This is a genomic window from Herminiimonas sp. Marseille-P9896 (genome assembly GCF_903993245.1).
In the GTDB taxonomy this organism is placed as follows: Bacteria; Pseudomonadota; Gammaproteobacteria; order Burkholderiales; family Burkholderiaceae_D; genus Oxalicibacterium; species Oxalicibacterium contaminans.
Window position 1 is genome coordinate 697,981 of record NZ_CAJEVT010000003.1, and the last position, 14,920, is coordinate 712,900.

Consider the following 14,920-nt stretch of genomic DNA (forward strand, 5'->3'; position numbering starts at 1 on the left):
ACCAGCAGGTTTATGAGCAAGTTGCCCGATCTTCCTGACGCAGCCATTCCGGCCGCCAACAACATCGCCCCGGTTGAGGGCGATGTCGGCGTGTTGCGCGAGGCGTTAAGTGAGATCACGCGTGATCCTATGTACCTCACGATGTTGCGGGCATATGGCAAACGCCTGGTAGAGATCGTGGTCGCCGGTTTCCTGATCAATCTGTTTGGTCTGTTGCTGCCGGTGTATTCGCGTCTGGTGTACGACAAAGTAATCGGTAATCACATACCGGATACCTTGTGGGCACTGACGTTGGGCATGTTGCTCTTCCTGGTGCTGGAATTTGTCTTGCGCGTGATACGCACTTTCTATATCGAGCAATTGGCAGGCAAGTTCGATATCGATTTTGATCAGGCGGTAGTCAAGAAGCTGCTGGCGACACGTGTCAGCTGGCCGGTCGGTGTGGTGCTGGCCAAGTATCGCGATATCACCAGTGCACGTGATTTGCTATCGTCCAACTACATGCTGGTCATCATCGATTTCCCGTTCCTGCTGTTGTATCTGCTGGCGATAGGCTTGATAGGCGGTCCTATCGTGTGGGTGGTGTTGGTCGGCGGGACGCTGTTGGTTGGCGCGCAATTGCTGTGCAAGATACCAGCCAATGATTATGCAAGTACCGCGATGAGTGTAGGCGCGACCAAGACCGACAAACTGGCGGGACTGGTATTTGGTATCGAAACCTTGAAGACTTCGGCCTTGCAAAAACGTGTGCTTGAACTGTTTGCGCGCGACGCGGAAGTGTCCGGCGTCACGCAAGCGAAAAGCCGTTTCTGGGCCTCGGTTGGTTACACCATTTCATCCAGCGGCTATACGTTGATGACGATAGCGACGCTGGTCGTCGGTGTGTATATGGTGGAAGCAAATGCGCTGACTGTCGGTGCGCTGATTGCATCGTCAATGTTGGTCGGCCGTGCGGCCTCCATGCTCTCATCGGTAGCGATGGTACTCGGACGTATAGACGCGTTCAAGCAGGCACGTACCTCGTTTGAAGAATTGTTTGTCGAAGCGCCGAATGCAAATACCACGAATGAAGTGGACAGGCAGCAGATAGACGGCAAGATCCAGGTTTCCAACCTGAGCTTCAGCATCAAGCCGAATGAACCGGCGATGTTGAAGCAGATCTCCTTTGTGATCAATCCAGGCGAGAAGGTAGGCCTGGTCGGTCGCTCCGGTTCAGGCAAGTCGACCTTGTTGCGTTGCCTCGCTGGCGTACATGCGCCGGATGCGGGTCAGGTGCTGATGGATGGCATTTCGGTCGCCGCCTATCCGCAAGAAGTACGCATGCGTGCTATCGCCTACAAACCGCAAGATCCTTTCCTGTTCGATGGCACGCTAGCGACGAATATTTTTGTTGATAACAGCATCAGTAGTTCGATTTACCAGACCGCCTTGCATGTGTCGTGCATGGATGAGTTGCTGGCCGGCGGTCAGTTGCGACTGGATCAGATGCTGGTCGCACCTGGCAATCTGTCCGGTGGTCAGCGTCAGATGGTGGCACTGGCACGCGCAGTTGCGACGGTGCCGAATGTATTACTGCTGGACGAACCGACTACCGGTATCGATCAGGCTACAGAAAACAAAATTATTGAAAGACTGGTTGCATTTGTTGCGGGTCGCACTCTGGTGGTGGCGACGCATAGTCCAGTGTTGTTAAAACAGATGGATCGCATCATCGTCATTAATGACGGCAAGATAGTTGCAGACGGCCCGCGGGCAAAAATATTGCAGTAAGTATGTAGGACGGACCGAGAAGAATTCCGGTTCTCATTATGAAGGGACACTCAGATGGCTACCGCTCCTGTTTCCAAATCCGCTAATAACCAGCCAGCGCTGGATAAAAATGGTGCGCCTATCCGTGTGGTTACACCGGATCAACAGGGCAATTTCCAACTGAAAATCAGCAAGGGCGATATCGCCAAGGTGCACATCGTCGACGTCGACATGGTGCTCTATCTGAACGACGGTACCAAACTGGTGCTGGCGGGCGGCGCGATAGGCGCGATGGATGACAGCGTGATGGTCGACTTTAGCAACGGTCGCGACAGTGCTGCCCATATGATGGACCAGGTCGGCATTATCCCGCTGCAGAAACTGGATCAGCCGCGTGTCTTGAGTACCGAGCCACGTGAATCGGATGGCCGCGGCAATATGCAGGAAGATGCGTCCTATCGTCAGACCGAAGGTGCGCAGGATCTGGCCGCGCAGGCACAGGCGGCGAATGCAGCGATTTCCGCTATCAGCAAGGCGATGGTGCAACTGGCGAACGTGGTGCAAAGCAATGCAACACCGGTTAACAACTTCAAGTCGAATTATGAAGGCCAGGCATCAGTACAGCAGCCGCTGGTCAAACAAATACCTCAAGTTTTGCCGGAACGTCCGGGTGTCACGCCACAGGAGTTTGTGATCGGGCCGAATGCCCCGGCATTATCGGTGCATCTGGTGAATACCATAGGTGCTACGCCGGACGCCACTGGCACCATCCTGAAGGGTAGTGGTGGCAGTAGCGCATTCCAGTCGGATACGAATACCTCGAATATCGCGCAGATCGCTCCGCAGATCATCAATGCGGGTAATGACATCACTGAAATATGGGCGAATGGTCAGGCACCAGTTGGAGGCTTGCCTGATGGTACTTTCAGCAAAATATTGAATGTGCAAATTACTGGTGACGGTAAGGTGCAAAGCCTGACGATCACAGCCGTACTGCCTGCTGGCATGACGATAGTTGGTGCCACTTCATTGGGTAATAACGTTTACAAAATTGATGTATTGCCAGACACCAAGGATTATCGTATTGAATTGCGTTACAACACGGTTGATCCTAATGCGAATGCCCCGATACATGAGGACTTCAAACTCAATTTTGAACTGACGGTTATTACCACCGAGGGCATACAGGTACTCAATAGTGTGCGTCAGGTTGTACTCAAGGATGCGACGACTGCGGACGACCTGAACTATGCGAATCCGGTAACAGGTGAAAGCGCATTGGTATTGCCAGCGCAGGGCATTTCGCACATCGTACATGCGGGTGACAACGCCGGTACCACGATATACGGTAGTAACGCGAATGACTTTTTGTACGGCGGTACCGGTGCCGATATCCTCTACGGCGGCAAGGGCAATACCTATTTCGAAGGCGGTGCCGGTAACGATACGATCGTCGGTGGTGTCAACGCTGGCGGTACGAATATCAATACCGTAGGCTACAAGGGCTCGACCTCAGGCGTGACGGTAGACTTGAGTACCGGTAATGCGCTGGATGGTTTTGGTGGTCATGATACGCTGCAGAATATCCAGAAAGTAATCGGTAGTGCACACGACGATACCTTCATCGTCGGTGCCAATACCAAAGGCGTGGACGGTGGCACCGGCGGCAGCGATACGATAGATTTTTCGGCTTCGAATGCAGCGGTAACGGTGAACCTGGCAGCTGGTAACGGTACCGGTGGTTATGCAGGAAATGTGACCTTCACCGGTATCGAAAATGTAGTCGGCAGCAGCTATAGCGATACGTTCATTGCTAGCAGCGTTGCGAACAAATTTGATGGCGGTGCGGGTGGTTCGAACACCGTTTCCTATGCAAACTCGCCTTCGAGTTCGACTTCCGGTGTGACAGTCGATTTGCTCAATGGTGTCGGTAGCGGAAACGATGCCACCGGCGACCAATACGTCAATATCCAAAACGTCATCGGCAGTGCTTACAACGGCCAACCTGGACGCCAACCATTTCGATGGTATGGGCGGTGTCAATACCGTCAGCTATGCCGGTTCTGCTGCCGGTGTGGAAGTAGATTTCTACAAAGGACAGGGCTCGGGGGGGAATGCGCAGGGCGACAGCTATAAGAATATCCAGAACGTCATTGGTAGTTCGTTTGACGATAAATTTGTCGCGGATACGGATAGCCTGAACTTCAATGGCGGTGCAGGCGGATTTGATACAGTCAGCTATGAACGCTATCTGTCGGGTGTCACCATAGACGCATCGCGTAACGTCGGCGGCATAGAACTGACGCCTGCAGCAGGGGGCACACCTGCAACGTACTCGAACAGCTACACCAACATAGATAAATTCGTCGGTACCGCTTATGCGGATACCTTCATCGCCAGCAATAATGCCGATAATTTTGACGGCCTGGGTGGTGTTGATACCGTCAGCTACGCAGCAGATACAGCCGGCGTTACCGTCAATCTGGTCACCGGCCTCGGTTCTGGTGGTCTGGCCGCAGGCGATCAGCTGGCGAATATCGAAAATGTTATCGGTGGTAGCGGTAACGACACTTTTGTCGCGAATGACTCTGCCAATGTATTCGACGGCGGTGCGGGTTCCAACACGGTGGATTACAGCGAGTCCACTACCGGTGCTGTGACGGTCGATCTGTTCCACGCGAATGGCGTCGGTACCAGCGGTGGTTTCGCGCAAGGCGATAAATTTATCAATATCCAAAACGTTATTGGTAGCACCTTCGACGACACCTTTGTCGCCAGCGCTGCAGCCAATACTTTTGACGGCGGTGGCGGCAACCACAACCGTGTCAGCTACGCGAACGATACGGTAGGTGTAACCGTAGATCTGTTCAACGGTACGGGATCCGGTGCGGGCAGCCTGGCTGCAGGTGACATCTTGATCAATATTCAGGATGCGACCGGTGGTAGCGGCAACGACACTTTCATCGCGAGCAATGTCGCCAATGCATTTAATGGCGGTGCTGGTTCGAATACTGTCAGCTATGAACATTCAACTGCCGGTGTGACCATCGATCTGGTTGCGGGTACGGGCAGCGGCGGTTTTGCCGATGGTGATAGCTACGTCAGTATCCAGAACGTCAAAGGCAGCACCAGCGATGATTTGTTTATCGCAAACAGCGCAGCCAATTCTTTCGTCGGCAATGGCGGGAACGATACGGTCAGCTATATCAAGGCAACTGACGGCAATGGCGTCACGGTCGATTTGAACGCCGGTGTTGGTACCGGTGGTTACGCCGACGGCGATCGTTACGACGGTATTCGCAATGCTATCGGTACCAGCTATGACGATACCTTCGTCGCCAGCAACCTGGCGAATAGCTTTGATGGCGGTCTGGGTTCGAACACTGTCAGCTATGCCGCATCCGCCAGTGGTGTGACGGTTAACCTGTTGACGGGTGAAGGCAGCAACGGCTATGCACAAGGTGATCGCTATACTTCGATCCAGAATGTGATTGGTAGTGCCAGCGATGATTTGTTCATTGCGAACGGTTCGGTGAATCGTTTTGATGGTGGTGTGAGTACCGCCGCTTCACATAACCGTGTCAGCTATGCCAGTGATACCGCTGACCTGACCATCGATTTGCTGACGCCAGGTGCGGCTGGTATAGGCGGCAATGCCGAGGGTGATACCTACGTCAATATTCAGGATCTTACAGGTGGCGCGGGGAATGACACCTTCATCGCCAGCGCAGCAGCGAATAATTTCGACGGTGGTGGCGGCACGCACAACCGTGTCAGTTACGCGACTGACACGGCCAACCTGACGATAGATTTAATTGCAGGTACCGGTCAGGGCGGTATGGCGGAGGGTGATACCTATACCAATATTCAGGACATTACTGGCGGTTCGGGTGATGATCTCTTCATCGCCAACGGCCAGGCCAACCGTTTCGATGGCGGTACCAGCACCGCGACTTCGCATAACCGTGTCAGCTATGCGACTGATACCGCAGACCTGACCATCGATTTGATTGCGGGTACAGGCCTGGGTGGCAATGCGGAAGGTGATACCTACGTCAACATCCAGGACGTGACCGGCGGTAGCGGCAACGATACCTTTGTTGCCAGTGCTGCAGCGAATAATTTTGATGGTGGTGGCGGCACGCATAACCGTGTCAGCTACGCGAGTGATAGCGCGAACCTGATTATCGATTTGCTGAACGCTGGGGCAATTGGGCTGGGCGGCAACGCGCAGGGTGATACCTATACCAATATTCAGGACATTACTGGCGGCTCCGGCGATGATCTCTTCATCGCCAATGGCCAGGCCAATAACTTTGATGGTGGTACCAGCACCGCGACCTCACATAATCGCGTCAGCTATGCGACTGATACCGCGGACCTGACTATCGATCTGATCGCAGGTACAGGCCTGGGCGGTAATGCCGAAGGCGATACCTACGTCAACATCCAGGACGTGACCGGCGGTAGCGGCAACGATACCTTTGTTGCCAGTGCTGCAGCGAATAATTTCGATGGTGGTGGCGGTACGCATAACCGTGTCAGCTATGCGAGTGATACGGCGAACCTGACTATCGATTTGTTGACGGTCGGTGCAATCGGTCTTGGCGGCAATGCGCAGGGCGATACCTATACCAATATCCAGGACATTACAGGCGGTTCGGGTGATGACCTCTTCATCGCCAATGGTCAGGCTAATAATTTTGACGGTGGCAGCAGCACTGCGACTTCACATAATCGTGTCAGCTATGCGAGTGATACAGCGGATCTGACCATCGACTTGCTGACAGCAGGTGCGATAGGTTTGGGTGGTAACGCACAGGGCGATACCTATACCAATATCCAGGACATCACCGGCGGTAGCGGTAACGACACCTTCATCGCCAGTGCGGCGGCGAATAATTTTGACGGCGGCGGCGGTTTGCATAACCGCGTCAGCTATGCGGGCGACAACGGCAATCTGACTATCAATTTGTCCGACAAGACTGCTTCTGGTGTATTGGCCGGGACTGGTTCCGGTGGCAATGCGCAGGGCGATACCTATACCAATATCCAGGATGTGACGGGCGGTAACGGCAACGATGTATTCATTGCCAGCCTGGCAGTGAATAATTTTAACGGTGGTGCCGGTACGAATACGGTCAGTTATGCGTCATCGGACAGTGGTGTGATCGTCAATCTGTCTGCACTGGCCGTCAATGGCCTCGCAAGCAATACCGGTGGCGGCGTCGGCAGCTATGCTGAAGGTGATACCTATACGGCCATTCAAAACGTCACGGGTAGCGCTTACAACGACACCTTCATCGGTGGTGCGGCCGCGAATGCATTCGTCGGCAATGGTGGCAGCGATACGGTGAGTTACGCATCGTCAACGACAGCTGTCACTATCAATCTCTCGAATGCTGCAGTGACACCGACCGCGGGTGGCGGCTCACTGGCTGCAGGTACTGGTCGGGGCGGTGATGCACAGGGTGATACTTACAATGGCATCAGCAATGCGACGGGTACGGCATTGGGTGGCGACGAATTTTTTGCCAACGGCACCTTGGTAGGTACTTTCGACGGTAACGGTGGTTTGCATGACCGCGTCAATTACACAGGCTTCACTTCGAATCTGACGATCAACCTGTCCGACAAGACGGTGGCAGGTGTCAATGCAGGCAAGGGTGATGTCGGCAAGGCCGCTGGACAGGACACTTATATCGGCATCCATGATGCCACCGGTGGTTCGGGCAACGATACCTTTATCGCAGGTGTTGCCGCGAATGCGTTTGATGGCGGCACTGGCAGCAATACCGTGAACTATGCGGCATCGGATGCGGGTGTGGTCGTCAACTTCGCGGCAGATACGCGCGGAGGCCTGAACAGCATGACTGGTGGAGGTGCGGCTGGCAGCTATGCCATCGGCGATACCTATACCAATATACAGAACGTGGTCGGTAGCAGCTTCGATGATTTGTTTTATGCAAGTGCGGCGACTGGCGCGGCAGCGAATAAATTTGATGGTGGTGTCAGTGATGCCAATTCGCATAACCGGGTCAGCTATGAAGCGACGAATACCGGAATTATCGTCAACCTGGTAGGCGCTGCGGTTACCGTCAATGGCACTTCCATCGCTGCCAACAGCGGTGCTGGCGGAGCGCTGGGTGATACCTATACGAATATCCAGGACATCACTGGTGGTGGCGGTGCCGATATCATCGTGGCCAATGCGGCGGCGAATAATATCAATGGCGGTGGCGGTACGAGTAACACCGTGCATTACGGCGGCTCCGGCGCAGGTGTCATCGTCAACTTGTCGGGTGCCAGCGTCACCATAGGCGGCACTACAGTAGCCAGCATGACGGGTGCTAACGCAACTGGCTCTGCGAGCCATGCCGCAGGCGATACCTACACAGCAATCCAGAACGTCACGGGTAGTACATCCGCCGATATATTCATCGGCGGTATTGCGGCTAACGCATTCACCGGCAATGGTGGTAGCGATACGGTCAGCTATACCTCGTCAGCGACGGCGGTTACAGTCAATCTTTCAACCGGGTCGGTCAATCCGACGGCGGGTGGTGCTGCGTTGGCCGCAGGTACCGGACGTGGTGGCGATGCTGAAGGCGATACCTATTCCGGCATCAGCAATGTGACCGGCAGTACTTTGGGCGGTGATGAATTCTTTGCGCACAACACGCTGGCTGGTACCTTCGACGGTAACGGCGGTTTACATGACCGCGTCAATTACACAGGCTTCACTTCGAATCTGACGATCAATTTGTCCGATAAGACAGTAGCTGGCGTCGCAGCTGGCAAAGGCAGTGTCGGCAAGGCTGCCGGTCAGGATACCTATATCGGTATCCATGATGCGACTGGTGGCAGTGGCAATGACGTCTTCATTGCGGGTAGCGCAGCGAATGCTTTCAATGGCGGCACAGGCAGCAATACAGTGAATTACGCTGCATCGGATGCCGGTGTGATCGTCAATCTGGCAGCAGATACCCGTGGCGGTCTGACGACCATGACAGGCGGTGGCGCAGCTGGCAGCTACGCGATAGGTGATACCTACATCAATATACAGAACGTCGTTGGCAGCAGCTTTGATGATATTTTCTACGCCAGCGCAGCGACCGGTGCTGCGGCCAATAAATTCGATGGCGGCGTCAGCGATGCGACTTCGCATAACCGGGTCAGCTATGAAGCGGCGACTGCGGATGTATTGATCAATCTGGCTGGTAGTGCAGCAACCCTGAACGGTACTAGCGTTGGCGCTCTCAGCGGTGCAGGTGGCGCGCTGGGTGATACCTACGCCAATATTCAGGACGTGGCAGGTGGCTCCGGTAACGATACCTTCAACGCGGCGGCGGTTAGCAATCGATTTGACGGTGGCAGCGGCGTGAATACGGTCAGCTATCAATCACTGGCCGGTCCGGTCAATATTGATATCAAAAACATGACTGGCACTGGCGCGTTCCAGACCGGTTTCTTTTTCTGGAATATCCAGAACCTGATAGGTACCGCTAGTAACGATACGTTGGGTGGCGCCGCAGGTGGTAATTCGACGCTGACGGGCGGCGGTGGTGCGGACGTATTGATCGGCTATGGCACGAACAATACGACCAACTACGCAGGCAATACTGCTGCATTGACGATCAACTTATCGAATGCAGTTGTTGGCGGCGTCGCGGCGCGCAGCGGTAAGGGCGGCGATGCGGAAGGCGATACCTACACTAACATCCAGAACGCGATCGGCGGTACTGGTAACGATCTGTTTATCGCGAGTGGCGATGTCAATGCCTTCAATGGCGGCGCGGGCAATAACACGGTCAGCTATGCAGGCTCAACGGGTGCGGTGGTAGTCGACCTGAATACGACAGTTGGTGCAACTGGTGACGCTATCGGCGATACCTTTACCTTGATTCAAAATCTGACCGGTACAGCTTTTGCTGACAAACTGACTGGTTTGGCTACTGGTGGCTCCATCCTGACTGGTGGCGCAGGGGCCGATCAACTGATAGGGCTGGGTTACACCGCTGGTAACGCTGCAACGGCGAACACGGCCAACTATGCAGGTTCGGGCTCGGGCGTGACGATCAACCTGTCGGCGGTAACGGTCGATGTATCGAATCCGTTGGGCGGATTAGCATCAGGTGCTGGTCGCGGTGGTGATGCTGAGGGCGATACCTTGTCAGGTATCCAGAATCTGGTTGGCAGCAGCTACAACGATACCTTCTATGCCAGCGCACAGACCAATGTATTCAATGGTGGCGTGTCCGACGCGACTTCGCATAACCGGGTGGTGTATACCAATACCACTGGCGACATGATTATCAATCTGTCGGATACGACCGTTTCGGGTGTGGCAGCAGGCCGGGGTAGTGGTGGTGACGCGAATCTGGATACCTACATCAATATCCAGGACATCACGGGTGGTGGCGGTAACGATACGCTGATCGGCGGATTGGCAGCCAACTATTTTGACGGTGGTGGCGGTAGCAATACTGTCAGCTATGCGAGCACCGGCGTTGGCAGTGGCGCGGTAACGGTTGATCTATATCACGGCACCGGAACCGGCGGCTTTGCGCAGGGTGATACTTATACGAACATACAGAATGTAATTGGTAGTTCGGGTAACGATTTGTTCTACGCCAGTACGGTTGCGAATAACTTCAATGGTGGCAGTGCCGGTAATGATACTGTGAGTTACAAGTATTCAACCGGAGCGCCTATCGTGGCCAGCCTGGTGACGGGTGTGGGTGGTACCGGTGGTGATGCCAACGGTGACCGATATACCTCTATCGAAAACCTGACCGGCAGTGAAAACGTCAACAGCACCTTGTATGGTGACGGGCTGGACAATATCCTGACGGCGCTCGGTTTGACCAATACCAACTTGCTGGATGGTGGCCTCGGTGCCGATACACTGGATGGACGTCTGGGCGGGCACAATACCCTGAACGGCGGCCTCGGTGCGGACACCTTCTATGTGCAGGCTACCGGTGGTGTCATGACAAATATCACGGCGATCAATGGTGGTGGCGGTCTGACTGCGACCACCTATGCAGCCAGCACCTTCGATACACTGAAGATATTTGGCCTGACGACTGCCGAGCCTGTGCTGAATATGGCTAACTTCCTGGATGGCAAGGTCAGCAGCATTAATCGCATCGATGTGACAGGGGATGGTACTTCAACCAAGCTCTTGTTTACGGCTGAAGACGTACAGGCGATGGTCGGTGTGGGCGGGACGCTTACCGTGATGTTGGACAATAACACTTCCAATGACTCTATCCTGGCCAATGGTTTTGTCGGCTTGGGACAGAACGGCTCGCAAAGCTACTATGCCTTCTACAGCGACAACACCTACACACATGAAATCGCACGTATCAATGTGCAGTACGTGTAATCTGAAGAAGGCAGCCTGAAATAAAAAAGCCTCGCGATGCGAGGCTTTTTTTGATGGCCTGAATAAAGGTCAGGCGCTATACAACCGTTAAGTGATTACCAGACTTTCCACCAAGGATTATCTTTTTTGGGACCGCCGCGGAAGTAGACGCTATCAGGGAAGTTGTTCTTCATCACACGCTCAGCATCGTCGCGCAGTTCTGGCAGGTTGAGTGCATCGTAAGATTTGATCATTACATACAGTGCGCCTTCTACTGCTGGTGCACCCTGATAGTTTTTCACTGCGGCTTGTGCACGGTTGGCTGCTGCCAGGTACGCACCACGACGGTAGTAGTAATTCGCCACGTGTACATCGTATTGCGCCATGGTATTGATCAGATAGGCCAGGCGTGCGGTTGCATCCGGTGTGTACTTGCTGTCAGGGAAACGTTCGGTCAGCAATTTGAACGAATCAAATGCTTCACGCGCTGCTTTCGGATCACGTTCGGTCGGATCCTGGCGCGATACAAAGTCAAAAATGCTGACTTTATCGTTGAAGTTGATCAGACCACGCAGGTAGTACATGTAGTCGACGTTGGGATGATCCGGGTGCAGTTTGATGAAGCGTTCCACAGCAGCCAAAGCCTGCGGCTGGTCGCCCTGGCGATAGTAGGCGTAGGCGATTTCCATCTGTGCTTGCTGGGCGTAGGTGCCGAATGGATAACGGGATTCCAGCTTTTCGAAGTGCGAGATGGCCTTGGTGTAGTCACCTACTGTCATCTCTTCACGAGCCTCCGAGTATAATTTGGACGGAGACCAGTTTTTGGTCTCGTCGAATTTGTCAGGTGTGAGGCTACATGCGGACAGTAGGAAGGCGAGAGCGACGATGGTAATTTTTAGCATTGGTTTTTGCATGAGATTTCGCGAGAATGCCGCTAGACAATGAATGATTATAGCCGATGGGACTTGTAGTGATACCAACCGAAACACCGATTTTGAATAAAACCATGCCTGAAAGTGATCTGGAGGGCGTGGATGATGGCGACGATCTGGCGCTGGAACTGCCGCCGATCGCCTTGGAATTAGGTCCTGAAGTATGTGGCGTCCGTTTGGACAAGGTGCTTTCCACCCTAGTTCCGCAGTATTCCCGCAGCCGCATGCAGCAATGGATAGATGGCGGCCATGTCAGCGTGGATGGCGAAGTTGCCCGCGCGAAAATGACGGTGTATGGCGATGAAAAGGTCGTCATCTACCCGCAACCTGCGCCTGAAGAGCAGGCTTTCAAGCCGGAAGCGATGGATCTGGCCATCGTGCACGAAGACAGTGAAATTCTGGTGATCAACAAACCGTACGGCCTGGTAGTACATCCGGCTGCCGGTAACTGGTCTGGCACCTTGCTGAATGGCTTGTTGCATTATTTGCCATCAATTTCCGGTGTGCCACGTGCCGGTATCGTGCATCGCCTGGACAAAGACACCAGCGGTCTGATGGTGGTCGCCAAAACCCTGATCGCGCATACCGACCTGGTGCGCCAACTGCAGGCACGCACTGTGAAGCGGGAGTACCTGGCGCTGGTTTGGGGTACGCCAAATATTACCGGCAAGGTAGATGCTTCCATCGGTCGCCATGCACGTGACCGCATCAAGATGGCGGTATCGGAAAACCTGACCGCCAAACCGGCGATCACGCATTACCAGCGACTGGCGACTGGCATGCTGGATGGCCGTCCGGTCAGCCTGATGCAATGTCGCCTTGAAACCGGCCGTACGCATCAGATTCGCGTGCACATGCAATCGATAGGTTTTGCACTGGTCGGTGACGCCTTGTATGGCAAGCAGCATTTGATGACAGCATTTCCACGCCAGGCACTGCATGCACGTCGTCTCGGCCTGATCCATCCGGTCAGTGGCGAGCAGCTGGAATGGGAAACAGAGTTGCCGCAGGACTTTGCTGAACTGGTAGAGCGGGCCGGCATTAAAACGTATTGATCGACGCATGTCGTGATCAAGGATGGGCTCACTATTTACGATGGTGAGCCCATTTCCATTATGTGATCCAGACGGCGCAGCGCGTTGCGTTCGCTGCCTTCCCTGGGCAGGGTCAGCGAGAGTACATTCGCGCCAAAATGTGCGATATTCCGGGCGTGCAGATTGTGGGATTCCCACATCTTTTTGAATGCCTGGATAGCGATATCGCAAGGGTACTTTCTGGCAATGATGTCGCCCACAGAGAATTGCATTATCTGGCTACGATAAAGTGATGCGTGTTGGATCAAGATATCCAGTAAGACGTCCTGTTGCGCGTCGGACAGTTTGTCAAAGTCACTGAACAGCGCAGGGATGAAGCTGGCGGTATGTGGTTTTTCTCCCAGTACGGCGTCGCTCAGTATTTCGCTATAAATCAGGAATATTTCATTGGGAATGACGGGGATAGCCAAGGTCAGGTTGTCCAGGGAAAAGGCTATGTCAGATAAGGTGTTGCTCTTCCATCTGGAGTCGCGCCGGCATGCTTGTATGCGCAGACGCAGTGCTTCAAGTGTTTCCATTATTTGCAATCGTTAACGCTGGGAATAAGTGCCTGGTGCGGGTGAGTGGGATTGTCTGGCGTGGCTATTGCTGAACCAACAGGAAAGCTCTCGAATGCGGCTACACATACTCGCTCGTAGTGAAGTTGCGACATTGCGTAAAATACGCACTTCGATCAGTACTTCGCATCATCAAACGTAATTGAAAGCACGCCGACTATGGAATTGATACTCCCGCAATGGGGCACCTCGCTGCCGCACACAGGCGCACTGGCAACCACACGGCCATGTGGGATCAGTACTGCGCCTTACGATGACGGGCAGGGCGGTGGTGGTTTGAACCTGGGCCTGCATGTCGGTGATGTGCTGGCGCATGTGGAACACAACCGTGCGCAAATCCGGCGCCAGCTACCAGCCGAACCGGCTTGGCTGACACAAGTGCACGGCACGACTGTGGTTGATGCAGCACAGGTATCCGGTGCGCCGGAAGCCGACGCCAGCTACACCACACAAGCTGGTGTGGTGTGCGCCATCATGACGGCAGATTGCCTGCCGGTGCTGTTTGCCGATGCCGGTGGTCGTGCGGTCGGTGCTGCCCATGCAGGTTGGCGTGGCCTGGCTGCAGGCGTGCTGGATAACACGGTGGCGCAGATGCGCGCGGCGGGTGCCGAGACTTTGCATGCATGGCTGGGGCCGGCGATCGGGCCGCAGCAATTTGAAGTCGGTGCGGATGTGTTGCAGGCTTTTGTGGCGCAGGACGCTGCAGCAGAGCAGGCGTTCCAACCTATCGCTGATAAACCGGGAAAATACCTGGCGGATATCTATCAATTGGCACGCCAGCGGCTGGCACGGCTGGGTGTGCACAAGGTCACGGGGGGGAATGCCTGCACGGTCAGTGATGCGCAGCGTTTTTACTCTTATCGGCGCGATGGTGTGACAGGGCGCATGGCGGCCCTGATCTGGTTGCGCTAAATCCTATTCTTTCAAGCTTCCGGCGGGCGTTCCGTGCTCGCCGCTACTTCCTGTGATTTTTGCAGTTCCTCGCGGCGTTGCATTTCCCGCGCATAACGCTTGCGCTTGCGTCGTCCGCTACCCATCACGTATACAATAATCGTTACCGGCAAGACACCGTAGAGTAAAAAAGTCATAATTCCGGCTACGACCGATGTTTCTGTAATCGCCATCATAAAGACGACGTAGATCCAGGCGATGGCGACGATGTACATAGATATCTGCGGCGACGGTTCGAAACCGCAAAGATACTTGAAAAAGTGACGG

General features: G+C 54.4%; 8 protein-coding genes. 5 read left to right on the top strand and 3 right to left on the bottom strand.

The genetic code is table 11. From position 1 onward, the window contains the following. Window positions 1-12: 12 nt before the first annotated feature. Genes H7U06_RS13515 through H7U06_RS13520 form a run of 3 tightly spaced genes read left to right on the top strand, consistent with a single transcriptional unit; the run spans window position 13 to window position 11,140 of the window. Window positions 13-1,770, top strand: coding sequence for a peptidase domain-containing ABC transporter (locus H7U06_RS13515; protein ID WP_175626643.1), 1,758 nt, complete (start codon window positions 13-15; stop codon window positions 1,768-1,770). 54 nt (window positions 1,771-1,824) lie between these two features. Next, window positions 1,825-3,885, top strand: a complete 2,061-nt coding sequence (locus H7U06_RS16315; protein ID WP_254873242.1) for a calcium-binding protein — start codon at window positions 1,825-1,827, stop codon at window positions 3,883-3,885. Then, window positions 3,779-11,140 (top strand): M10 family metallopeptidase C-terminal domain-containing protein, encoded by a 7,362-nt coding sequence (locus tag H7U06_RS13520; RefSeq protein ID WP_254873255.1) that lies wholly within the window; start codon window positions 3,779-3,781, stop codon window positions 11,138-11,140. The genes H7U06_RS16315 and H7U06_RS13520 overlap by 107 nt, the downstream gene beginning before the upstream one ends. Before the next feature lie 95 nt (window positions 11,141-11,235). On the opposite strand, the gene H7U06_RS13525 is transcribed toward H7U06_RS13520, so the two are convergent. Beyond that, complete coding sequence (locus tag H7U06_RS13525) at window positions 11,236-12,033, bottom strand: outer membrane protein assembly factor BamD (protein ID WP_175626644.1); 798 nt, start codon at window positions 12,031-12,033, stop codon at window positions 11,236-11,238. 92 nt (window positions 12,034-12,125) lie between these two features. Between H7U06_RS13525 and H7U06_RS13530 the strand changes: the two genes are divergently transcribed. Beyond that, window positions 12,126-13,106, top strand: coding sequence for an RluA family pseudouridine synthase (locus H7U06_RS13530; RefSeq protein WP_230089407.1), 981 nt, complete (start codon window positions 12,126-12,128; stop codon window positions 13,104-13,106). A 35-nt stretch (window positions 13,107-13,141) separates the two neighbouring features. Here the strand turns inward: H7U06_RS13530 and H7U06_RS13535 are convergent, their stop codons facing one another. Then, on the bottom strand, window positions 13,142-13,663 hold the full coding sequence (locus H7U06_RS13535; protein WP_175626646.1) for a hypothetical protein: 522 nt from the start codon (window positions 13,661-13,663) through the stop codon (window positions 13,142-13,144). Window positions 13,664-13,861: 198 nt separating this feature from the next. Between H7U06_RS13535 and pgeF the strand changes: the two genes are divergently transcribed. Then, window positions 13,862-14,614 (top strand): peptidoglycan editing factor PgeF, encoded by a 753-nt coding sequence (gene pgeF / locus H7U06_RS13540; RefSeq protein ID WP_175626647.1) that lies wholly within the window; start codon window positions 13,862-13,864, stop codon window positions 14,612-14,614. Between the two features lie 11 nt (window positions 14,615-14,625). Here the strand turns inward: pgeF and H7U06_RS13545 are convergent, their stop codons facing one another. Next, window positions 14,626-14,868: a hypothetical protein gene (locus H7U06_RS13545; protein WP_175626648.1), complete on the bottom strand. Its 243-nt coding sequence runs from the start codon at window positions 14,866-14,868 to the stop codon at window positions 14,626-14,628. Window positions 14,869-14,920 lie beyond the last annotated feature (52 nt).